The organism is Parahaliea mediterranea (genome assembly GCF_003402235.1).
Lineage (GTDB): Bacteria > Pseudomonadota > Gammaproteobacteria > Pseudomonadales > Halieaceae > Parahaliea > Parahaliea mediterranea.
This window is the reverse complement of record NZ_QEWO01000004.1, coordinates 301,702-324,926: the sequence shown is the minus strand read 5'-3', so window position 1 is coordinate 324,926 and position 23,225 is coordinate 301,702. Positions and strand designations below refer to the sequence as shown.

The following is a 23,225-nucleotide window of genomic DNA, read 5'->3' as shown; positions in this document are numbered from 1 at the left end:
GGGGCACACCTGGCCTACTGACAAGGAGCAGACCGTGGTCAAGCGCGTGATTTATCCGCCCATGTGGCTGGTGATCGGTGTGATCACCATTTTCGCACTCAATGAATTCCTGAGCGGGCCGCGTTTTACCGGCGCCTACAGCTGGCTGGCCGGTGGCGCCCTGCTGGTGGCGGGGCTGGCAATGCTGGTGATTGCCGGCGGCCTGTTCCAGCGCGCCGGCACGGACATGATTCCCTTTCGCAAGGTGTCGGCGCTGGTGACCACCGGTGTTTACGCCTACAGCCGCAACCCCATGTACCTGGGCATGGCCCTGGTGCTGGCGGGTACGGCGGTCACCGTGGGGGCGAGTACCGCCCTGCTGGTGCCGCCGGCCTTCATGGCGATTATCGAGTGGCGCTACATCCGCCCGGAAGAAGCCATGCTGCGGGGCCTGTTCCCTGACGACTACCCCGCCTACTGCGCCCGGGTACGGCGCTGGCTGTAGGCGGGGTCACCGGAGGCTAGGGCGCCTGGCGCCGGTGTACCCGGTAGTACAGCAGCGGCAGCACCACCAGTGTCAGCAGTGTCGATGAGGCAATGCCGCCGATCACCACTGTGGCCAGCGGGCGCTGCACCTCGGCTCCAGTGCCGGTGTTCAGCGCCATGGGCACAAAGCCCAGGCTGGCCACCAGGGCCGTCATCAGCACCGGCCGCAGGCGGGCGCGGGCACCTTCCAGCACGGCCCGCAGCAGGTTGCGGTGGCGGTGGCGCAGCTCGCGGATAAAGCTCACCATCACCAGCCCGTTCAGCACCGCCACCCCCGACAGGGCGATAAAGCCCACCCCGGCGGTAATCGACAGGGGCATGTCGCGCAGCCACAGGGCCAGCACGCCGCCGGTCAGCGCCAGCGGCACGCCGGTGAAGATGATCAGCGCATCGCGCACCGAGCCCAGGGCGGCAATCAGCAGGGCGATAATCAGCGCCAGGGTCAGCGGCAGCACAATGGCCAGGCGCTGGCTGGCGGAGGCCAGCTGCTCGAAGGTGCCGCCGTAGTCCAGCCAGTAACCCGCTGGCAGGTTCACATCACTGGCAATGCGCTGCTGGGCCTCGGCCACGAAACTGCCCAGGTCGCGGCCGCGCACGTTGGCGGTAATCACAACGCGCCGTTTGCCGTTTTCCCGGCTGATCTGGGCCGGCGCCGGCGCCAGCTTCACCTCGGCCACTTCACCCAGCGGCACAAAGTCGCCATCTGGCACCGCCAGTGGCAGGTAGGCGAGCTGGTCAATGCTGCCCCGCTGGGCTTCGTCCAGCCGCACCACCAGGCGGAAGCGGCGGTCGCCGCTGTAGATCAGCCCCACGTCTTCACCTCCGATGCTGGCGGCCACCGCGTCCTGTAAATCCGCCACGCTAAGGCCGTAGCGCGCCAGGGTGGTGCGCCGCGGCTCAATGGACAGCACCGGCAGGCCGGTGACCTGTTCGACGCGGGCATCGGCGGCACCGTCAATGCCCTCCAGCACGGCCAGAATGTCCCCGGCCGAGGCCGCCAGGGCGTCCAGGTCGTCGCCAAACAGTTTAATGGCAAGGTCGGCCCGCACGCCGGAGATCAGCTCGTTGAAGCGCATCTGGATGGGCTGGGTGAACTCGTAGTTGTTGCCGGGCAGTGCCCCCAGGGCGTCTTCCATGGCGGCTACCAGGTCCGCCTTCGGGCGTGTCGGGTCGGGCCATTGCGCGCGGGGTTTGAGCATGGCGAAGGTATCGGCCACGTTGGGGGGCATGGGGTCCGTCGCCACCTCCGGGGTGCCGATGCGCGAGAACACGCTGTCCACCTCTGCAAAGTCGGCCACCAGGCGCTCGACCTGCAATTGCATGTCCACCGACTGCTGCAGGCCGGTACCCGGTATGCGCATGGCGTGCAGGGCGATATCGCCCTCGTCCAGCTGGGGGATGAACTCGGTGCCCAGGGTACCGAGCAGCCAGGCGCAGCCAAGCACCAGGGTGCTGGCGGCGGCCAGAACGCCATTGCGCCAGCGCAGTGCGCCGCGCAGCAGCGGGGCGTACAGGCTATGGCCAGCGCGAATCACCACGCTTTCCCGCTCGCGCACCCGCCCGCCCATGAACAGGGCAATGGCAGCGGGCACGAAGGTCAGCGACAGCAGCATGGCCGCCAGCAGGGCCATGACCACGGTGGCCGCCATGGGGTGGAACATCTTGCCCTCTACCCCGGTGAGGGAAAAGATCGGGATGTACACCACGGTGATGATGGCAACGCCGAACATGCTCGGGCGGATGACTTCCAGCGTGGCCTGGTAGACCGTTTCCAGGCGCTGGCGCAGGGCCAGCGGGCTGCCATCCGCCGGTTGCGCCAGCGCCAGCCTGCGGATGCCGTTTTCGACAATGATCACCGCGCCGTCCACGATCAGCCCGAAGTCCAGTGCGCCCAGGCTCATCAGGTTGGCGGACACGCCACCGCGCACCATGCCGGTGATGGTGGCCAGCATGGCCAGCGGAATGACCGCGGCGGTGATCAGTGCGGCGCGAATATTGCCCAGCAGCAGGAACAGCACAGCCACCACCAGCAGGGCCCCTTCGAGCAGGTTTTTCTGCACCGTGGCGATGGTTTTGTCCACCAGCGTGGTGCGGTTGTAAACGGTGTCCACCGTGATGCCGTCTGGCAGCGAGCGCTGGACGGTGGCCAGCCGTTCGGCCAGGTCCAGCGACACCTGTCGGGCGTTTTCGCCCATCAGCATCATGGCGGTGGCGAGCACGGTTTCCTCGCCGTTGCGGGTGGCGGCGCCGGTGCGCAGGGTGGCGCCGATGCGCACATCCGCCACGTCGGCCACGGTGACCGGCACACTGCCCGAGCGGCCGATCACCACCTGCTCGATGTCGGCGAGGGTTTTCAGCTGCCCGGGGGAGCGCACCAGCAGCTGCTGGCCTTCGTGCTCGATATAGCCGGCGCCCCGGTCGGCGTTGTTGGCGCGCAGGGCGCTGGAAAGGGCCTGCAGGCTGATGCCCAGTTCCAGCATCTGGCGCGGGCGCGGTTGCACCTGGAATTGCTTTTCGTAGCCGCCGATGGCGTTGATCTCCACCACCCCCGGCACCTGGGCCAGCTGCGGGCGGATGATCCAGTCCTGGATTTCGCGCAGGTCCATCGGGCTGTAGGGCTGCCCGTCTTCCTTCAGGGCGCCGGGCTCTGCCGAGACGGTGTAGAAGAAGATCTCACCCAGCCCCGTGGCGATGGGCCCCATCTGTGGGTCCAGGCCCTCGGGCAGGATGCTGCGGATGTTGGCCAGCCGCGTATCCAGCAGGTTGCGCGCGTGGTAGATGTCGGTGCCCTCGTCAAACACCACCGTCACCTGCGACAGGCCGTAGCGCGACAGGGAGCGGGTGTAGGCCAGCCCGGGCAGGCCGTAGAGGGCGTTTTCCACCGGGAAGGTAATGCGCTGCTCGGTTTCCAGCGGCGAATACCCCGGCGCGCTGGTGTTGATTTGCACCTGCACATTGGTGATGTCGGGCACCGCGTCGATTGGCAGGTGCTGGTAGTGCCAGGCGCCGGCCGCGATCACGCCGAGCATCAGGAACAGGATCAGGTAGCGCCGTTCAATGGCGCTGCGAACAATGGACGTCAGCATGGGGCCACCTCAATGATCGTGTTTCGCGCCGGACTTCAGCAGCTCGGCTTTCAGCAGGAAGCTGTTGAGCGCGACATAGCGTTCGCCGGCCTCCAGCCCGTCCACGATCTCGGTCAGCTGGCCATCGCTGCGCCCGGTGGTGACCGGCCGCGCCTGGTAGCGATCATCACGCTGCACAAACACCACGGTTTGTCCCTGCAGGTCCTGCAGGGCGGTGGTGGCCACCGCCAGGGGCACATCCACCGTTTCCGCGTCGATCTCGGCCTTCACCATATCGCCGGGGGCCATGTCGCCCTGGGGGTTGGGGATCACCACCCGCGCCACCACGTAGGCTTCGCCCAGCGGGCCGGGGGTGACGCTGGCAATGGTGCTGTCGTGCAGGTGACCGTTGTGATCCACGTGTACCGTCTGCCCCGGCGCCACCTCAAAGCGCAGGCTGGGGAAGACCCGCAGCTGGGCCCACAGGGTGCGGTTGTTCACCAGGGTGAACAGGGCGCCCTCGCCGGTGATTTCACCCACGTTGGCCTGGCGGTCCTGGATTTGCGCGTCGATGGGCGCGCGCAGCTCGTAGCTGCGCAGGCTCTCGTTGGATTCGATCACCGCCAGCACCTGATCGCGCTTGACGGTATCGCCAATGTTCACCCGGATGTCGCGGATCAGCCCCGGGAAGCGGGCGCGGCTCTGCACCACCTGGTCCGGGGGCGTGGCCAGGCGCCCGTAAACGGTGACATGGCGCTCGATGCTGCCGGCGCCGGCTATCGCTGTGCCAAGGCCCGCCTCGCGGGCGGTATCGGGGGCGAGGGTAATGGCCTCGTGATCCTCGTTGTCTGTGTGCTTGTCGCCGTCATTGTCATTGTCATTGTCATTGTCATTGTCATTGTCATTGTCATTGTGGCTGTCGCTGCCGGCGTGTGGCTGGCTGTTCTCGCCAGCGGGTGCTTCCATCCCGCCCGGGCTGGCACCACCGGGCAGGGTGGCAAAGGCCGCGGCAAGGCCAAGGGCCAGCACCAGCAAAGGCGTTGTCAGTGATTGCATGCTGCGTTTCATGAGGGTGTCCTGTTCAGTCGCGGGGCGCGGTTGTGGTGCTGGCGTTGCTGTTGGCCTTGTTGCTGGCGTCGCTGCTGGCGCTGGCGCTGTCGCTGGTAGCGCCGATCGATTGGCCGGTCAGCTGTTCCAGCGTGGCGAGGTTCAGCAGCGCCTCGCTGGCGGCATCCACCGCGGCGTAGCGTGTATCGATCAGCTCGCGCTGGCTTTCGGCCCAGTCCAGGTAGCGCGAGCGCCCCTGTTCGTAGGCGGCCCGGGTTTCTTCGCTGGCCTGTTGCAGCAGCGGGATAACCGCCGTGCGCAGGGTGCTGGCGGCGGCGCTGCCCTGCTGGTAGCGCTGCCAGGCGGCGTTCAGCTGGGTGTGCATGGCCAGCAGGGCCGACTGCTCGCGGTAGTCGGCGGCGGAGCGCTCTGCCATGGCCGCGCGCACCTCGCCGCGGCTGCGCCGTTCCTGGAACAGCGGCAGGCTGAGCCCCAACGTCAGTGCGGTATCGCTGCTTTGCTCCAGGCGGCGCAGGCCGGCGCTCCAGCCGATATCCTGCCGCGCGTTGGCCCGGGCCAGATCCACCTCGGCCTGCAACTGGCGCTTTTCGCTGCTGTACACCCTGGCCAGTGGGCTTTGCCGCAGGCGCTCGAAGGCCGGCTCCAGCGGGCCCACATCGGGAAAGGTAAACAGCGCCCCCTGCAGCGTGTCGAAGTCGGGTTGCTCGGCGCCCCACAGGGCGGCCAGGGCATTGCGGTCGGCGGCCAGTTCGGCACGCAGGGCGTTCTGGCGCAGGCGCGCCTGGGCCACCGCGGCCTCGGCCCGCAGGGCCTCGGCCAGCGGCGCGGCGCCCTGGTCCACCCGCTGGCGCACCAGCTTCAGGGAGCGCTCGGCCAGGGCCAGGGCGGAACGGGCAATGTCCAGCCGGGCCTGTTGCGCCTGTACGGTCACAAAGCGGCGGGCTACCTCGCCCAGCAGATCCAGGGCGTCGGCCTGGCGTTGCGCCTGGTTCAGGGCCAGGCGCGAGTCGGCCACGGCCAGCCGCGACGCCAGCTGGCCGCCCAGTTCGATGACCGAGGACAGGCTGAGGGTGACTTCGGCGGCATCCACGCCGCTGAACTCGCCGCTGCCGGCCAGGTTCTCGGCCTCCAGGGCGAGGGTGGTTTGCGGCCTAAGGCCGGCGCTTTCGCGCTGCCCCTCAAGGGCCTGCTGGCGCCAGTCGAAAACCTGCAGGGCCGGGTTTTGCGCCAGGGCGCGCTGGCTGGCCTGTTGCAGCGACAGGCCGCTGCCGGCCGCCGCGCTGGCCGGTGTGGCTGCGGCCAGGCACAGCAGTGCCAGGCACAACAGCCACGCCGGATAGGGCAATGCACCAGCGCGCGCGCGCTGGCTGCTTGTCATGTTCATGGTGTGATCCTGTTCGGGTTATCCCGCTAGGGGAGGTAAAACCGGTGGTGCGAACAGGGTCAGGCGATGGGAGGGCGGTCCGGCAGGGGCAGGGGCAGGCTGGTGTGCTGCCGGTTGTGGGTGGGAAGGGTGAAGCGGGGAGCGAGCGCCGGTTCGTTACCCGGGCGCTGCAGCGCGGCAAAGTGACTGCAGTGGCCGTGGCACTGGCAGCAGTGGTCGCAGCCGTCGCCGTTCAGGCCGCTGTCGTTGGTGTTGCTGTTGTCGTTGAAGATGCTGTTGTAGAAGGTGTCGCCGCCGTGATCCGGCGCGGTGGCATGACTTGCCGCGAGTTCGATGCTGCTGTCGGCGTGGTGGCCGGCCTCATCCATTGGCGAGGTGCCCAGCAGGCCGGCTTCGGCGGCACCCAGCAGGCCCTGCAGCAGCACCACCAGCAACAGCAGCAGGGCAGTGGGGCGGCGATGTCGGCGGGCGGGGTTCACAGCGTGGTGCTGTCCGGTCAGAAATGATGACAACAGGCTAGCATGTTGCGGCGGGGCATGGCCACCCTCGCACCGGGGGCCTTCACATCGGCGCTGTCACTTGGCTCTTTCAACCGTTCTCTCACTCGGCCTCTGTTATTCGGCCAAAGCCGGCTCCAGCCAGCCGGCCAGTTGCTGCTCGAGGATGTCCCGCAGGGCGTCGATGTGGCCCGGCTCGGCATTCAGGCAGGGAATGTACTCGTAGCGCTCGCCGCCGGCGGCCATGAAGTATTCGCGATTTTCCATGCCGATCTCTTCGATGGTTTCCAGGCAGTCGGCGGAAAAGCCGGGGCAGATCATCTGTACCGAGCTTACCCCCTCGCCCGGCAGGGCCTTGAGGGTGGCGTCGGTGTAGGGCTTTAGCCAGGGCTCGCGCCCGAAGCGCGACTGAAAGCAGCAGCCCCACTCGTCGGCTGCCAGTTCAAGGGCCTCGGCAATCAGTGCGCTGCTGCGCTGGCACTGCCGGTAGTAGGGGTCGCCCTGATCCACGTAGCGCTGGGGTATGCCGTGGTAGGAGAACAGCAGGCGCTGGGCCCGGGGGTGAGTCTGCCAGTGGCGGCGCACGCTGTCGGCTATGGCGCTGATGTAGGCAGGGTGGTCGTGGTAGTCGCTGATAAAACGCAGGTGGGGCACCCAGCGCCGGCGGGCGAAGGCACTGCCGACGGCGTCGAAGGTGGAGGCGGTGGCCGCGCCGCTGTACTGGGGATACAGAGGCATGACCAGCAGGCGCCGGGCACCGCGCTGCCACAGGGACTCAATACCCTCGGCCATGCCCGGGTTGCCGTAGCGCATGGCAAATTCCACCAGCACGTCGTTGCCGTAGCGGGTTTGGAAGGCGGCCTGCAGGGCCTGGGCCTGGTCGCGGGTGTGCAGCAGCAGGGGCGAGCCGCGCTCGGTCCAGATACTGCGGTAGGCGGCGGCCGAGCGGCCCGGGCGAATGGTGAGGATGACGCCGTTCAGCACCAGCCACCACAGCCAGCGGGGGGCCTCCACCACCCGCGGATCCCACAGGAACTCCTTCAGGTAGCGGCGCAGGGCGCTGCGGGTGGGCGCATCGGGCGTGCCGAGGTTGGTGATGAGGATGCCAACGGGGCCGTCGCCACCGTCCTCGGTGGGCGCCTGGGGCGGTTGCGGGGTTGCCTGGCTCATGCGGTCTCGACTCTGGAAATAACGGTTCAATATACGGTTGTGGGCGGTTTAAGCCAAATTTGCCCCGCCTTTTTCCCTGCTTTGCCCGGTTGTGCTCGGCGCCCCATCGCCGGATTCCATCGCCCTGTCGCGCGCTGCCCTCGGCTTGTCGAAGTGCTGTTTCGTGCCGCGCGGCCTTTACCTATTGTTCACCTCAAGGGCGGCACAACAACAGCGCGCCCGGGGCGGGACAGGCCCGCCACACAGCAACCGTAGGGAGAACACTCATGAACATGGCGCGTATCGGCAAACACTGGGCAATGGCTTGTGCAGCGGCAATGACCCTGCTGGCGGGTCAGGCGCAGGCAGACAACTACAGCGAAACCCTGGTGCAGTCCAAGGCGGCTCGCACCCAGACCGTCAACTTCGACGACCTGGATTTAAGCTCCAGCAAGGGGCAGCAAAGCCTCTACTACCGCATCAGCGCAGCGGCACGCAATGTGTGCGGCTCCGGTGACTACCGCATTACCGGTCACCTGGGCAGCGCCGCCGACAACGAAGCCTGCTACAAGCGCGCCGTCAACGACGCCATGAGCCAGGTGAACGCCGGCCAGGTGGCGAGCACCGCCGACTGACAGCGGGCAACGACTTCAGCCTGCAACCCCTGGCGGGCTGAAGGGGCGGGCCAGTGCCCGCCCTCGCCGGGTTCCCCTGCCCGGCACACCGTTCGGGCCGGTGGCCAGGCATGCGCCACCGGCCCGGCGCTTTTGCCGGGCAGGCCCGCCCGGGCCAGCCCCCAACTCCCGCTGTTACGGCATTGCGCCGTCTGTGCTGCCAGTGGCCGGCAGTGGTAAGGTGTGCCCCTGACATTACGCCAGAGGATCACCATGTCACGTTTATCCGCCCTTGCCGCCGGCCTTGTGCTGTGCGCTTCTTCCGCTGCCCATGCCGAGCCCGTCTCCGGCGACAGCATGCTGGACTACCTGAACCAGAACGCCGGCCAGTACGCCAGCCTGGCGGACACCATCTGGGACAAGGCTGAACTTGGCTACCAGGAAACCGAAAGCTCCGCCTTGCTACAGCAAGCCTTGAAGACCGAGGGCTTTGCCATTGAGACCGGCGTGGCGGATATTCCCACTGCCTTTGTCGCCAGCTATGGCAAGGGCGGGCCGGTGATTGGCCTGCTGGCGGAGTTTGACGCCCTGCCGGGTATCTCCCAGTCCGCCAAACCCGAGCGCGATGAGCTCGCCGACAAACACGCCGGCCACGCCTGCGGCCACCACCTGTTTGGCGCCGGTTCCACCGCCGCCGCCGTGGCCATCAAGCGCTGGCTGGCGGCCAACGACATCCCCGGCACCGTGCGCCTGTACGGCACCCCGGCGGAAGAGGGTGGCAGCGGCAAGGTATACATGGTGCGTGCCGGCCTGTTCGACGACGTGGATGCGGTGCTGGTGTGGCACCCGGCGGACCGCAACGCCGCCGACCCGGCCACCAGCCTTGCCAACAAGTCCGCCAAGTTCCGCTTTTACGGCCAGTCGTCCCACGCTGCAGTGGCGCCGGAGCGTGGCCGCTCTGCCCTGGACGGGGTAGAGGCCATGAACTTCATGGTCAATATGATGCGCGAGCACGTACCGCAGGAATCGCGCATTCACTACGTCATCACCAGCGGCGGCTCCGCGCCCAACGTGGTGCCCGACTTTGCCGAGGTGTTTTATTACGTGCGGCATCCCAAAGCCGAAGAGCTGCAGAAAATCTGGGGCCGGGTGATGGCCGCCGCCGAGGGCGCGGCCCAGGGCACCGGCACGCGCATGGAGGCCGAGGTGATCCACGGCAACCACAGCATGTTGCCCAACGAAACCCTGGCCAGCGCCATGCACCAGCGGCTGGAGCAGGTGGGCGGCGTAACCTACAGCGCTGCAGAACGGGCCTTTGCCGACAAGATCACCACCTCGCTCAACCTGTCCCAGGACCTCAGCGGGCAGGAGGCCAAAGTGCTGCCCATGGAGTTTATCCAGGGCATGGGTTCCACCGATGTGGGCGATGTCAGCTGGCAGGTACCCACCGTGGAGATGCGCGCCGCCACCTGGGTGCCGGGCACCGCTCCCCACAGCTGGCAGGCGATTGCCGCCGGGGGTATGTCCATCGGCCATAAGGGCATGATGGTTGCCGCCAAAACGCTGGCGCTGACCGCGGCCGATCTGTACCAGAATCCGCAGCTGCTCAAGGCGGCGGAGGAAGAATTTGAACAGCGTCGCGGCAAGGACTTCCACTACGAGGCCCTGCTGGGCGACCGCGCGCCGCCGCTGGACTATCGTCGATAAACCTGTGCGTCGATAATGTCAGCACGCGCCGATAAATTCTGCACGCACGTAATAAGAGGGCTGAGCAATGGCACTGCTGGATAAATTCCGACTGGATGGCAAAGTGGCCTTGATTACCGGGGGTGGCAAGGGCATCGGCGCAGGCTGCGCCCGGGCCTTTGCCGAGGCGGGGGCGAAGGTGGCCATTGCCGCGCGCACCCGGGCCGATTTGGAGCGGGTGGCCGCCGAGGTGGCGGCCCTGGGCAGCGAGGCCCTGGTGATCGAGGCGGACGTGCTGGACTTCCCGCAGTTGCGCGAGTTGGGCCCGCAGGTGCTGGCGCACTTCGGGCGGCTGGACATTCTGGTCAACAACGCCGGCGGCGGGCCGCCGCGCCCCACCGCCGACATTGGCGTGGAGGAGTTCGAGGGGATCTTCCGCTTTAACGTCAGCACCGCCTACGAACTCAGCCGCCTGTGCGCGCCGCTGATGGTGGAATCCAGCGGCGGTGGCAGCATTCTCAATATCTCCTCCATTGCCGGTCACAAGCCGGCGCCGTGTTTTGCCTCCTACGGCACCGCCAAGGCGGCCCTGTCCTTCCTCACCCGCGAGCTGGCCCAGGAGTACGCGCCACGGGTGCGGGTGAACGCCATCGCCGTGGGCTCCACCAAAACCGATGCGCTGAACACCGTGCTGACCGAAGGCATTGAACAGACCATGGTGGAGCTGACCCCGATGGCGCGCCTGGGCGAGGTGGAAGACGTGGCCCTGGGGGCCCTCTATCTGGTGTCGCCGGCGGCGGGCTATGTGACCGGTGACATCCTCGGGGTGAACGGCGGCCTGGAGCGCCTGAACATGCAAATGCCCCGGGCCTGGGGAGGCATGGGGTAATATGGTTTCTTTTGAAACTATAGCGGGGCGTGGCTATACTGCGGCCATGGTCAACACCCATGGATGACAAACTCAGCCTGCAGCAGTTTCTGCCCTACCGCTGCAACAGCCTGGCCCAGCGCATCAGCGTGTCGCTGGCCCGCATTTACGTGCAGAAGTTCGGCATTACCGTACCCGAGTGGCGCACCCTGGTGGCCCTGTCGGAATACGGCGAGTTGCAGTCCAAGCAGATTGCGGCCCACACCAGCATGGACAAAGTGCGTGTGTCGCGGGCGGTCGCCACCATGACGGACAAGGGGCTGCTGAGTCGCCGCCCCTGCGACCGCGACAGCCGCGCGGCCTTCCTCACCCTGACCGAGGCGGGCCTGGAACTGTACCGGCGCATTGTGCCCGAGGCCCTGGCCTGGGAAGAGCGCCTGCTGGCGCCACTGTCCGAGGCGGAACAGGCCACCCTGTTCGCCCTGCTGGACAAGCTGGACCTGCGCCTGTCTGAGTTGTCATCCGATTGAACGGCGGCCCACGGGCCCGGAGCTATCGGTATGCAAGGCGGTATTCAACAACGGGACATCGTGGCCAGCTTGCCGGCCCACCTGCAGCCCTTCGTCAAACTGCAGGATTACAATCGCTACACCCCGCGCGACCACGCCGTGTGGCGCTTCATCATGCTGCAGCTGACCCGCCAGTTGCGCGATACCGCCCACCCCGTGTATCTCGAGGGCCTGGCCCGCACCGGCATTGCGCTGGATCACATTCCCTCCATCGATGAAATGAACGCCGCCCTGGCCGCCCTGGGCTGGCGCGCGGTGGTGGTGGACGGCTTTATTCCCCCGGCCATTTTCATGGAGTTCCAGGCTCTGAAGGTGCTGGTGATCGCCCTGGATATGCGCAGCGTGGATCACATCTTTTACACCCCGGCGCCGGACATTGTGCACGAGTCTGCCGGCCACGCGCCGTTTATCGTGGATGTGGACTACGCCGAGTTCCTGCAGCGTTTTGGCGAGGTGGGCATGAAGGCCATCTCCACCCGCTACGACTTCGAGGTGTACGAGGCGGTGCGCCAGCTGTCCATCGTCAAGGAGTGCCCGGCCAGCAGCGAGGGTGACATTCGCGCCGCCCAGCAGGCCCTGGAAACCGTGCTCGCGCGGGAAGAGGAGCCCTCCGAGGCGGCCCTGCTCACCCGCCTGCACTGGTGGACGGTGGAGTACGGGCTGGTGGGCGAGATGGACGACTACCGCATTTTTGGCGCCGGCCTGCTGTCCTCCCTCGGCGAAAGCCGCCACTGCCTGGATGACGGGCGGGTTGCCAAGCTGCCGCTCACCGTCAACGCGGTGACCTTTCCCTACGACATTACCTCCGAGCAGCCCCAGCTCTTTGTCACCAAGAGCTGCCGCCATTTGAGCCAGGTGCTGGAGGAGTTCGCCGCCGGCATGTGCTTCCGCCGCGGCGGCGCCGCATCTCTGCGCCAGGCGATTGCCGCCGGCACTGTGTGCACCGCCCAGTTTGATTCCGGCATGCAGGTCAGCGGGCGCATGGAAGAGGTGATCTGCGACGCGATGGGCAACCCCACTTACCTGCGCACCACCGGCCCCACCCAACTCGCCTGGCGCGACCGGGAAATCTACGGCCAGGGGGTGGAGGCCCACCCGCAGGGCTTTGGCTCACCGGTGGGTTTGCTCAAGGATTTCAGCCGCTGCCTGTCGGACTACACCATCGACGAACTCAAGGCCCACGCTATCGCCCTTGGCGAGCGGGTGCGGCTGGAGTTTCTCTCGGGCATCACCGTGCAGGGGCGCCTGTGCCACATTGTGCGCCAGGAGCACCGCAACCTGATTCTCAGCTTTGAGGACTGCACCGTGACAGACCTTAACGGCCGCGTGCTGTTCGACCCCGGCTGGGGCTGCTACGACATGGCCGTGGGCGCGCGGGTGGAATCCGTATTCGGCGGCACCGCCGACCGCGACCGCTATCGCCTGTACGAGGCCCCCTCCGGGCACAGCGCCCCGCCCGCGGTGCGTGACGACACGCTGATGGCGCTGTACGGCCGTGTAGCCGAGGCAGCGCAGCAGGGCAGTGGTGACTGGCCCGCCCTGGCCGAGGCGTGCGGCGCCTATCCCGAGGAATGGCTGCTGCACTACGAACTGCTGGCGGCGCTGCCGTCGCAACCGCAGCTGGTGGCCACGCGCAGCGCCCTGGAGCAGGCGCTGGTTGCGCTCATCGAGCGGCGCCCCGACCTGGCGGAGCTGATCGGGCTGGCGCGGGCGGCGCTGGCTGAAGCCGGCTCGCAGTCTGCCTGAACCGGCCTGAATCTATCTAAGCCAGCCTAAAACCCAGCTGGTTCAACCTCGCTGACCACCGGCGGGGGCGCTCTGCCCAGGGGCCCTCCGGCGTTGCAGCAGGCCTTTGGCGCGGTTTCAATGCCTGCAACATGCACAACCGGAGACACCCATGCAGGATGGACTTTCGCGCCGCGCGCTGTTGCGCAGTGGCGCCACCCTGGCGGCGGCCAGCGCACTGCCGTCAATCACCCACGCCGCCACCGGCACCGGGCTGGCCCTGAACCCGGCGGAATACCGCGCCCTGGACGCTCTGGCGCTGGCGGCGCTGGTGCGCAAGGGTGAGGTGAGCGCCGCCGAGGTGCTGGAGGTGGCCATTGCCCGGGCCCAGGCCCTGAACCCGCGCCTGAACTGCATTGTGGAAACGCTCTACGAGCGGGCGCGGCAACGCGTCAAGGCGCCCCTGCCGGACGGGCCCTTCACCGGGGTGCCCTTTTTGCTCAAAGACCTGGGCATGATGCTCGAAGGCACCGTAACCACTGGCGGCTCGCGCTTTTACCGCGACGCCGTGGCCGGCTACACCAGCACCGTGGTCGAGCGCTACCAGCGCGCCGGGCTGGTGATTTTCGGCAAAAGCGCCAGCCCCGAGTTTGGCGGCACGGGCACCACCGAATCGCTGCTGTTTGGCGATACCCACAACCCCTGGAACCTGGCGCATTCGCCCGGCGGTTCCTCCGGCGGTTCCGCCGCGGCGGTGGCCGCCGGCATTCTGCCGCTGGCCAATGCCACCGACGGCGGTGGCTCCATCCGCATTCCCGCCTCCTGCTGCGCGCTGTTCGGCCTCAAGCCAAGCCGCGGCCGCACGCCCCACGGGCCGCGCCAGCTGTCGTCCACGCTGGCGGTGACTCACGCAGTGTCGCGCAGCGTGCGCGACAGCGCCGCCCTGCTCGATGCCACCGCCGGGCCGGAGCCGGGCCAGACCACCATCGCCCCCGGCAGCAACGGGGGCTTTCTGGATGCCGCCCGGCGCGCGCCGGGCGCGCTGCGCATTGGCCTGCTCACCAGGCCGGTCACCCACACCCCGGTCCACCCGGAATGTATCGCCGCAGTCGAGGCCACCGCCCGCCTGTGCGAGCAGCTGGGGCACCACGTTGAGCCGATTGAACTGCCCATCGACCCGCGGGAATTCTTCACCGGCTTTGGCGCGGTGATGGCCGCCGGCCTGCTGGACAGGGTGCAGAGCCGCGAGCAGGCCCTGGGGCGGCAGGTCACCGAGCAGGACCTGGAGCCCATCACCTGGCAGATGTACCAGAACGCGCGCGGCAACAGCGCGCTGGATTTGCACCGGGCCCACCAGATTCTGGGGCGCGCGGCGCGCCAGGTGGCCCTGCTGCAGGACGCGTTCGACCTGATCTTGTCGCCCACCCTGGCGACACCGCCGGCGCGGCTGGGGGAGCTGAGCCTCAACCAGCCCTATCCCAGCTACGAAAAGGCGGCGGTGAATGTGTCGGCCTTTACCTCCCTGTACAACGCCACCGGCCAGCCGGCCATGTCGCTGCCCTTGCACTGGAGCCCGGCCGGGCTGCCGGTGGGGGTGATGTTTGCCGGCCGCTACGGCGAAGAGGCCCTGCTGTTCCAGCTGGCCGGGCAACTGGAGGAGGCGGCACCCTGGTTTGACCGGGTGCCGGTACTGTCATGAGCGCGGTGTACGACGGGCCGGATGTGCCTGAGGTGGTGCGCACCCCGGATGCGCGCTTTGCCAACCTGCCGGACTTTGCCTTTGCCCCGCACTATCACAGCGTGTCGGGGCCAGCGGGCGAGCTGCGCATGCACTACCTGGACGAGGGCCCGCGCGACGCCCCGGTGGTGCTGTTGCTGCACGGAGAGCCCAGCTGGTGCTACCTCTATCGCAGGATGATCCCGCTGTTTGTGGCGGCGGGCTATCGCGCTGTGGCCCCGGATCTGATCGGTTTTGGCCGCTCCGACAAGCCCACCCGGCCCTGGTATTACCATTTTGCAAGCCACGTGGACTGGCTTGAGGCGCTGGTCACCGGGCTCGACCTCACAGACATCACCCTGGTCTGCCAGGACTGGGGCGGGCCGGTGGGCCTTGGCGTGCTGGCGCGGCAGATGCCGCGTTTTGCCCGGGTGGTAGCCGCCAACACCATGCTGCACACCGCCTCCGCCGAGCTGGCCGGGCGCACCGCCTGGGCCGCCCACGCCAGTGGCGAAGACGACAGCACCGTGAACCGCGGCCTGCTGGACTGGGCCCGCCACGGCCTGCGGGAGGCGCACTTCGAGGCGGGCGATTCGCTGCAGTTTGCCACCGTGTCGGCCCTGGCACCGGCGGTGGTGGCGGCCTACAACGCGCCCTTTCCGGGCGAGTGGCACAAGGCGGGCATGCGCCAGTTTCCGCTGCTGATTCCGCTGACCAGTTCCGACCCGGGGGCCGCCATCAACCGCGACACCTGGGCGGCCCTGTCGCGTTTCGATCGGCCCTTTCTTACCCTGTTCAGCGATGCCGACCCCACCACGCGGGGCTGGGAGGCCCTGTTCCAGGAGCGGGTGCCCGGCGCCGCCGGCCAGCCCCACGCCGTGCTGGCGGGGGCGGGGCACTTCTGGCAGGAAGATTGCGGCGAGCAGGCCGCCCGCCGCATCGTGGCGTGGATGGCCGGCTGAGGCTTCAGCTCGGCAGGATGCTGGCGTTGGTGCTGGCCAGCAGTTTGCCGATGCGGTTGTAATCCGCTCTGGGTACCCAGTTGCGGTTGCTGCCGAGGAAGCTGTGCTCGTCCAGTTCCAACAGGCCAATCAGCACCTCGGCCACAATGCGTGCCCCGGTGGGCCCCAGGCCCTCGCCCTTGTCGAAGGTGCCGGCGCTGGTTTCGCGGCCAATCACCTCGGCCTCGGCCAGCACATAGAGCCACAGCGGCGCGCCGCTGCGCGGGGCCGGCTGGCCCAGCCCCGCGTGGCTGATGGCGGCGGCTGATACGTCCTCCACCTTGTCCAGCACCAGGGCAATCTCGCTCTCGCTGCGCCCGCAGGCCGCCGCCACCGCCTCGCCCGCGGGCAGCAAAAAGACGCTGCCGCGCAGCAGGTTGCGGCTGGCCAGCGAGCTTTCGCCGCTGCTGATGAAGGGCAGGTCGAGCAGGTCCGAGGCCATTTTGGTGTCGAGTTTTTCCGCGCGCTGCACCGTGCGCCCGGCGGGGGTGTCGAACAGCTCGTGCCAGTCCACCAGGGCGTCCACGCTGCCCACCGGGCTGAAACCGCGGCCCAGGGTGGTGCCAAAAAACTCGTAGCTGTTGCCACCCTTTTGCACCTGCAGCTTCATCGGCACCATGGAGTGGCCAAAGCGATAGGCCGCCACCGCGAACTCCACCGGAATGTAGGGCGCTTCGGCGCAGTACAGTTTGCGGCCGTGGTAAAGGATGTCATCCACCACCGCCTGCCCGCACATGGCCACCAGAAAATCGAATACCACGCACCACTGGTAGTGCCAGGTAACGGCGCGCTTGGCTTCTTCGTACAGGTGGGCGCCGGCCAGGCCATCGCTGCTGGCCAGTTCGTCGCACAGGGCGTTGTGGAACTTGATCATCGCCAGCTGCATCTGGCTGACAATGCGGTTTTCGTCGTTGCGCGGGTCGCCGATCATGGCGCGGCCGTTGGCCGAGCGCAGCAGGTCGTTGGCCACCTCCGCCGAGGCGCCGGCCACGTCGGCGCCGGTCAGCAGGTGGGCGCCGTCGGCGGCGTACAGATAGGGCTGGGCCTCCGGCCCGGCGCCGTAGATGCAGTCCAGATCCAGCCGCGGGGTGCGGGCGTTGGGCACCGCGCTGGCCACCTGGTTGCGGTCCAGGCTGGAGCTGACATCCAGGGTGATGTCGTGGTCGATAAACTGGCCGAAGATCACCTGGCCCACCGGCACCGTCTGGCTGCGGCTGGCGCTGCTGCCGTTGCCGCCGTCCATCGGGCCGCCGTGGGCGCCAATGGCCCGCAGCAGATCCGCCGGGACATAGCTGGGTGGCAGGTCGGGCAGCAGGCGGCCGAAGCGCTCCTCGCGCTGGTGCTGGTGACCCCGGTGGCAGTAGTGGGCCAGGCCGGGTAACTCGTTCATTCCGTGATGTGCAGGCATGCTGAACTCCTTTCAGCGTGGGCTGAGGCAGGCAAACAAGGGGTCGCTGCAGGGCGCCTGGCCCCGGCGCGCGACAGTCAGAAAGCTAGGCCGGTGGTGCGGGGCTGTCTAAAAAATGCGCAGAATGTGTGCGCTGGCGCACAGCGGCGCCGTGGTTTCGGCTCACATGCGAGTGATCGCTATGGAAAGTGGTATTCGTTGCGGGGGGCTTGTATTGTTTCAGGCTGGGTTCACCGCCTGTGCGGATACTGCCAAGCCCTGCGCGCGATAATCACAACCAACGCCACCTGAAGGAGCCACTGCATGTCACTGGACTTTGACAGCGCCCGCCTGCCCAACCCCCACCTGGGAGAGCAACACCACGCTTGGCGCGACCAGCTGCGCCGCTTTATTGATGCCGAGATCATGCCCCACGCCGATGCCTGGGACGAGGCCGGCGAACTGCCCATGAGCCTGTGGCCCAAGGCCGCCGAGGTGGGGCTGCTGGGGCTTGGCTACCCCGAGGCCTACGGCGGTATTACCGAGGGCACCGACGTGTGGTTCAGCGCGATTGCTGCGGAGGAGATGGCGCGCATCGGCGCCGGGGGCGTCAATGCCAGCCTGATGATTCACAGCATCGGCCTGCCGCCGGTCATTCACTGGGGCAGCGAGGCCATGAAGCAGGCCGTGGCCTCGCCAGTGCTGGCCGGGCACAAGCACATTGCCCTGGGCATCACCGAGCCCGGCGCCGGCTCAGACGTGGCCAACCTTGCCACCACCGCCGTGCGCGACGGCGATCACTACATTGTCAACGGCAGCAAGACCTACATCACCGGCGGGATGCGTGCCAACTGGGTTTCCACGGCGGTGCGCACCGGTGGCGAGGGGGCCGGCGGGGTGTCCATGCTGCTGATTCCGACCGATGCCGAGGGCTTCAGTCGCACCGCCCTGGCCCGCAAGCAGGGCTGGTGGGCGTCGGACACCGCCACCCTCTATTTCGACAATGTGCGGGTGCCGGCGGATCAGCTGATCGGCCAGGAAAACCAGGGCTTTCGCGTGATCATGACCAACTTCAACGGCGAGCGCATGGGGATGTCCGCCAGCATGGAAGCCCAGGCGCGGGTGTGCCTGGAAGAGGCGGTGGCCTGGGCCACCGAGCGCCGCACCTTCGGCAAGCGGTTGGCGGACCACCAGGTGATTCGCCACAAAATTGCCCAGATGAAGCAGAAGATCAACGCCACCCAGGCCTACCTGCGCCTGTGCTACGAGAGCATAGCCGCCGGCCAGCCCAACCCCGGCGATATTGCCATGCTCAAGGTGCAGGCCAGCGAAACCCTGGAATTTTGCGCCCGCGAGGCCATGCAGATTCTCGGTGGCATCGGCTACATGCGCGGCAACCGGGTGGAGCGCATCTACCGCGAGGTGCGGGTCAACGCCATCGGCGGTGGCTCCGAGGAAATCATGCGCGATCTGGCCGCGCGCCAGTACGGACTGTAGGAGGTTGTGATGAAACTGTGGCACTGCGCCGGGGCGCGTTCGTTGCGGCCCTTGTGGGCGCTGGAAGAACTGGGCCTGGAATACGAGCTGGAAATACTGCCTTTTCCGCCGCGCCTGTTCCAGCGCGACTACCTGGACACCAATGCCCTGGGCACGGTGCCCTTTTTTCGCGACGGGGTGGTGGAGATGACCGAGTCGGTGGGCATCTGCCAGTACCTGGCGGATCGCTACGACACCCGGCGCCAGTTCAGCCTGGGGCCGGAGCACACCGAGTACGGCGCCTACCTGAACTGGCTGCACCACGCCGACGCCACCCTTACCTTTCCCCAGACCATTGTGATGCGCTACACCTTCCTGGAGCCGGACGCCGCCAAAAAGCCGGTGGCCGAGGACTACAGCAAGTGGTTCCTGGCCCGCCTGCGGCGGCTGGACGCCCACCTGGCGGAGCATGACTACCTGGTGGACGAGCGCTTTACCATGGCCGACATCGCCGTTGGTTACGCCCTGTACCTGGGGCGCCTGCTGCAGCTGGATGCCCACTACCAGCCCCAGACCGGGGCCTACCTGGCGCGCCTTTGCGAGCGGGCGGCCTTTGTGCGCGCCGACGACCGCGCCGGCCCCCTGCAGTTGCCTGGCAACAGCTGAGCAGCGCGGCGACACCACATAACAAACTGACCGAAGGAGACGCGCCATGAGCGCCAGCGAACAGGAACTGACCGAGTTCCGCCAGCAGGTATCGGCCTGGCTGGCCGACAACAAACCCGCCGACCCCGGTTTTTTGCTGCCCCAGTCCTTTATGGAAGTGGGCACCGAACAGCAGCTGGACTTCCTGCGCGAGTGGCAGCACAAGGTATGGCGCGCCGGCTACCTCGGCATGGCCTGGCCCAAGGCCTACGGTGGTGGTGGCGTGGCGCCGGTCTTTCAGAGCATTGTGGATGCCGAGATGCGCCGCCACGCGGTGCCCATCTGCTTCAACGTCATCGGCCTCGGCTGGGCCGGTCCGCTGATCAACCATATCGGCTCGGAGGAGGAAAAGGCCCGCTATCTCAAGGGCATCCTCACCGGCGAGGACATCTGGTGCCAGGGTTTTTCCGAGCCGGACCACGGCTCCGACCTCGGCAACGCCCAGACCCGCGCCGTACGCGATGGCGATGAGTACGTGATTAACGGCACCAAGATCTGGACCACCATGGGCAACTTCGCCAAGTACATGATCCTGCTGGCGCGCACCAATCCCAACACCGAGCGCAAGTACGACGGTTTGTCGTTCTTCCTCTCGCCCATGCAGGTGCCGGGCATCGAGGCGCGGCCCATTCGCAAGCTCACCGGCGAATACGGCTTTACCGAAACCTTTTTCACCGATGCGCGCATTCCCGCCAGCTGCCTGATGGGGGAGGAGGGCCAGGGCTGGAAGATCGCCATGCAGACCCTGCAGTACGAGCGCGGGGCCGAGGCCGGCGCCGCCGGCGGGCTGGCCTTTGAGCGGGTGGTGATCGACGACATGATCGATGATGTGCGCGACCTCACCCGCGATGGCGAGCCCCTGCTGTCGGACCCGGTGGTGCGCGACGAGCTGGTGCAACTGATCATGGCCGAGAAAGCCGGCGCCCTGAACAGCAAGCGCGCTGCCATCCAGGCCCTGAACACCGACTATCCCTTTTCCCTGCCGCTGTCGCACAAGCTGGCCTTTTCCGAGCATGGCCGGCTGATGCGCCGCTTCGCTATTGGCCTGCAGGGCGCCGCCGGCGGCCTGTACGTGGGCGACGGCCAGGCCCGCCAGGGCGGGTTCTGGCAGCGCGCCTATTTCAATAACTTTTCCACCACCATTGGCGGCGGCACCAGCCAGGTGCAGGCCAACATCATTGCCGAGCACGTGCTCGGCCTGCCGAAGTAGGGGGCGAGCATGAGCGTGATCAACAACACCACCCTGGTCTTCGACGAGGACCAGGCGATGATTCTGGACGTGGCGCGCGACTTTTGCCGCCAGCGCTCGCCCATCAGTGCGGTGCGCGCCCAGCTGGATACGCCGCTGGGCTACGACGAGGCCCTGTGGCAGGAGCTGGTTGGCCTGGGCTGGCCGGGGCTCGCCCTGCCGGCGTCGGTGGGCGGCAGCGGCCTGGGCATTCGCCACGCGGTGGGCATTGCCGAGGCCATGGGCCGGGCCATGCTGGGCACCCCGCTGATCAGCACCACCCTGGCGGCCCAGCTGGTGGCGCGCGCCACCGCCGAGGCGCGGGTGGATGAATTTCTGGCCGATGTGGCCGCCGGCGTGCCCGCCACCGTGGCCCTGCTGGAAGGCCCCGACTGGGGCGCGGATACCTGCCAGTGCCTGTTCGACGAGGGCGGGGTGCTGCAGGGCGCCAAGCAGTATGTGCCCGACGCCCAGGCCGCCGGCTGGTTTGTGGTGGTTACCCGCCACCACAACCTGCCGGCCCTGGCCCTGGTGCGCGCCAGCCAGTTGCGCGACGGGGCGATCAGCCCCCACACCCTGATCGACGAAACCAAACGCGCCGCGACCGTGGACTTTACCGGCGTGCAGCTCACCCCGGACGCCATCATCGCCGGCGAACAGGTCACCGTGGCCCTGTGCGACTTCTACCTGCTGGGCGCCCTGCTCACCGCGGCGGAGGCCGCCGGCAGCGCCGGCGCCTGCCTGGATACCACGGTGGACTACCTGAAAACCCGCAAGCAGTTCGGCAAGCTGATCGGCTCCTACCAGGCCCTCAAGCACCCCTGCGTGGACATTCTCATGGGTGTCGACGCCGCCCGCTCCTTCGTCTACCACGCCGCCAGCCTGCTGGATGACGGCGCCTTCGATCGCGATGCGGAAATTGCCTGCCGCATGGCCAAGGCCCAGTCCAGCGAGGTGCTGCTGCAGGCCGGTGACCGGGCGGTGCAGTTTCATGGCGGCATGGGCTTTACCTACGAGTGCGACGCTCAGCTGTACATCCGCCGCGCCCAGTGGAGCAGTCAGCAGTTTGGCGATGCCCTGCATCACCGCAAGCGGCTGGCCGCGCTGCTGCTGGACGCGGCGGCCTGAGGGCGCAGCCATGGGCCGCGATGGGCAGCGCAGTCAACGCAAGCGCGGCGGCCTGAAACGCGGCGGCCTGAGCCGCAGCCTGTCGGTGTCGCTGGCGGGGCTGCGGGCCGGTGGCGCCTTTGCCATCGACGGCGCCCTGCAGCGCTTGCGCGGCGGCGATGGGCCGGCGCTGGATTCCGCCTTCGCCCGCCGCGAAGCCCAGCGCTTTGTGGCGGAGCTGGGGCGGCTCAAGGGCAGCTACGTCAAGATCGGCCAGATGATGGCGCTGCTTGGCGAGCACTTTCTGCCGCCGGCCCTCACCGAGGCCCTGCACACCCTGGAGGCCAGCACCGAGCCTTTGCCCTGGGCGGAGATTGAGCCGCTGCTGCGCGAGCAGCTCGGCGCGCGCCTGGATGAACTGCAGGTGGAGCACCAGGCGCTGGCGGCGGCATCCATCGCCCAGGTGCACCGGGCCACCGTGCGCGCCAGCGGCGAGCACATCGTGCTGAAGGTGCAGTACCCCGGGCTGGCCGAGGTGATCGACGACGACTTTGACAGCGTGGTGCGCATGCTGTTGCTGGCGCGCTGGGTGCAGGCCGGGCGCGAACTGGACACCTGGCTGCAGAGCCTGCGCGAACAACTGCACAGTGAAATCGACTACGCCAGGGAGGCGCGCATGCTGCAGCGCTTTGGCGAGCGGGTGCAGGCCGCCAACGCCGCCACCGGGCGCAGCGTGCACTACCGCATTCCCCAACTGCACGCCAATTACTGTGGCGAGCAGGTGCTGGCGATGGAGTACATGGGCGGCTACCGGGTGAGCCGGGCCGAGGTGGCGCGCCTGTCCCAGCGCCGTCGCAACGCCCTGGGCGAGGCCATGCTGGAGCTGTTCTTCCTGGAGGTGTACCAGTGGGGCGAGCTGCAGACCGACCCCAACTTCGGCAACTACCTGGTGGCCCCCGGGCGCGACGGCGACGAACTGGTATTGCTGGATTTTGGCTCTGTGCTGGCCCCGGATGCGACCTTTCTGCTGCACCTGGGCAACGCCATTTCCGCCGGCATGGCCCAGGACCGGCAAGCCCTGGCGCAGAGCCTGCTGGGCCTTGGCTGCCTGCGCGAGGACAGCAGCGACTTTGCCCGCGACACCTTTGTGGATTTTTGCTGCCAGCTGCTGGAGCCGCTGGAGGAGCCAGCTCATCTGCCGGCCCAGTACCTGAACCGGCGGGGGGAATACCGCTGGGGCCACTCCGCCCTGCTGCGCCGGGTGGGCAAGCAGGCGGCGGGCGCCGCGGCCACCCGCCATTTCAGTGCCCCGGGGGGTGACTTTGCTCTGATTGCCCGCAAACTCACCGGGGTGTTTACCTTTATCGCCGTGCTGGGCGCCGAGTTCAACGGCCACGCCATGGCCCAGCGCTACATCGACCACTGGCTGTCGCAGGACTAGCCTGACGCCCGCG

The 23,225-nt window shown here is 67.7% G+C and carries 19 protein-coding genes; 13 read left to right on the top strand and 6 right to left on the bottom strand.

The features are described 5' to 3' along the window. The first annotated feature begins 34 nt into the window (after positions 1-34). Positions 35-484: a methyltransferase family protein gene (locus DDZ17_RS13750; RefSeq protein WP_116367529.1), complete on the top strand. Its 450-nt coding sequence runs from the start codon at positions 35-37 to the stop codon at positions 482-484. Positions 485-500: 16 nt separating this feature from the next. On the opposite strand, the gene DDZ17_RS13745 is transcribed toward DDZ17_RS13750, so the two are convergent. From DDZ17_RS13745 to hemH, 5 genes are all read right to left on the bottom strand, one after another. After that, entirely contained in the window at positions 501-3,611 is a 3,111-nt protein-coding gene (locus DDZ17_RS13745) for an efflux RND transporter permease subunit (protein ID WP_116367528.1), read from the bottom strand. Positions 3,612-3,620: 9 nt separating this feature from the next. Then, positions 3,621-4,658, bottom strand: a complete 1,038-nt coding sequence (locus DDZ17_RS13740) for an efflux RND transporter periplasmic adaptor subunit (protein ID WP_116367527.1) — start codon at positions 4,656-4,658, stop codon at positions 3,621-3,623. A gap of 13 nt (positions 4,659-4,671) precedes the next feature. Continuing rightward, entirely contained in the window at positions 4,672-6,042 is a 1,371-nt protein-coding gene (locus DDZ17_RS13735; protein WP_116367526.1) for a TolC family protein, read from the bottom strand. Between the two features lie 59 nt (positions 6,043-6,101). Continuing rightward, on the bottom strand, positions 6,102-6,521 hold the full coding sequence (locus DDZ17_RS13730) for a hypothetical protein (protein ID WP_116367525.1): 420 nt from the start codon (positions 6,519-6,521) through the stop codon (positions 6,102-6,104). A gap of 135 nt (positions 6,522-6,656) precedes the next feature. Continuing rightward, complete coding sequence (hemH, locus tag DDZ17_RS13725; protein WP_116367524.1) at positions 6,657-7,709, bottom strand: ferrochelatase; 1,053 nt, start codon at positions 7,707-7,709, stop codon at positions 6,657-6,659. A gap of 266 nt (positions 7,710-7,975) precedes the next feature. On the opposite strand from hemH, the gene DDZ17_RS13720 reads away from it, so the two are divergent. From DDZ17_RS13720 to DDZ17_RS13690, 7 genes are all read left to right on the top strand, one after another. Then, positions 7,976-8,323: a UrcA family protein gene (locus tag DDZ17_RS13720; RefSeq protein ID WP_116367523.1), complete on the top strand. Its 348-nt coding sequence runs from the start codon at positions 7,976-7,978 to the stop codon at positions 8,321-8,323. 252 nt (positions 8,324-8,575) lie between these two features. After that, positions 8,576-10,009: an amidohydrolase gene (locus DDZ17_RS13715; RefSeq protein ID WP_116367522.1), complete on the top strand. Its 1,434-nt coding sequence runs from the start codon at positions 8,576-8,578 to the stop codon at positions 10,007-10,009. A 67-nt stretch (positions 10,010-10,076) separates the two neighbouring features. After that, a complete protein-coding gene (locus tag DDZ17_RS13710; protein WP_116367521.1) occupies positions 10,077-10,877 on the top strand; it encodes a glucose 1-dehydrogenase in 801 nt (266 codons plus the stop codon). 59 nt (positions 10,878-10,936) lie between these two features. Continuing rightward, positions 10,937-11,386, top strand: coding sequence for a MarR family winged helix-turn-helix transcriptional regulator (locus DDZ17_RS13705; RefSeq protein ID WP_116367520.1), 450 nt, complete (start codon positions 10,937-10,939; stop codon positions 11,384-11,386). Between the two features lie 30 nt (positions 11,387-11,416). Further along, positions 11,417-13,171: an aromatic amino acid hydroxylase gene (locus tag DDZ17_RS13700; protein WP_116367519.1), complete on the top strand. Its 1,755-nt coding sequence runs from the start codon at positions 11,417-11,419 to the stop codon at positions 13,169-13,171. A 151-nt stretch (positions 13,172-13,322) separates the two neighbouring features. Beyond that, positions 13,323-14,849, top strand: a complete 1,527-nt coding sequence (locus DDZ17_RS13695; protein ID WP_116367518.1) for an amidase — start codon at positions 13,323-13,325, stop codon at positions 14,847-14,849. Further along, positions 14,846-15,829: a haloalkane dehalogenase gene (locus tag DDZ17_RS13690; protein WP_116367517.1), complete on the top strand. Its 984-nt coding sequence runs from the start codon at positions 14,846-14,848 to the stop codon at positions 15,827-15,829. Before DDZ17_RS13695 ends, DDZ17_RS13690 begins: the two co-directional genes overlap by 4 nt. A 4-nt stretch (positions 15,830-15,833) precedes the next feature. Here DDZ17_RS13690 and DDZ17_RS13685 read toward each other — a convergent pair whose 3' ends face one another. Then, on the bottom strand, positions 15,834-17,276 hold the full coding sequence (locus tag DDZ17_RS13685; protein WP_206613548.1) for a peroxidase family protein: 1,443 nt from the start codon (positions 17,274-17,276) through the stop codon (positions 15,834-15,836). A gap of 303 nt (positions 17,277-17,579) precedes the next feature. On the opposite strand from DDZ17_RS13685, the gene DDZ17_RS13680 reads away from it, so the two are divergent. The 5 genes from DDZ17_RS13680 to DDZ17_RS13660 are packed head-to-tail and all read left to right on the top strand — an operon-like array spanning position 17,580 to position 23,212. Next, positions 17,580-18,752, top strand: a complete 1,173-nt coding sequence (locus tag DDZ17_RS13680; RefSeq protein ID WP_116367515.1) for an acyl-CoA dehydrogenase family protein — start codon at positions 17,580-17,582, stop codon at positions 18,750-18,752. 9 nt (positions 18,753-18,761) lie between these two features. Continuing rightward, positions 18,762-19,397 (top strand): glutathione S-transferase family protein, encoded by a 636-nt coding sequence (locus DDZ17_RS13675; protein ID WP_193940603.1) that lies wholly within the window; start codon positions 18,762-18,764, stop codon positions 19,395-19,397. 46 nt (positions 19,398-19,443) lie between these two features. Continuing rightward, complete coding sequence (locus DDZ17_RS13670; RefSeq protein WP_116367513.1) at positions 19,444-20,646, top strand: acyl-CoA dehydrogenase family protein; 1,203 nt, start codon at positions 19,444-19,446, stop codon at positions 20,644-20,646. A gap of 9 nt (positions 20,647-20,655) precedes the next feature. After that, a complete protein-coding gene (locus DDZ17_RS13665) occupies positions 20,656-21,792 on the top strand; it encodes an acyl-CoA dehydrogenase family protein (RefSeq protein WP_116367512.1) in 1,137 nt (378 codons plus the stop codon). A gap of 10 nt (positions 21,793-21,802) precedes the next feature. Further along, the gene (locus DDZ17_RS13660) at positions 21,803-23,212 is read left to right on the top strand and encodes an ABC1 kinase family protein (RefSeq protein WP_116367746.1); all 1,410 of its coding nucleotides are present in this window, start codon (positions 21,803-21,805) and stop codon (positions 23,210-23,212) included. Positions 23,213-23,225 lie beyond the last annotated feature (13 nt).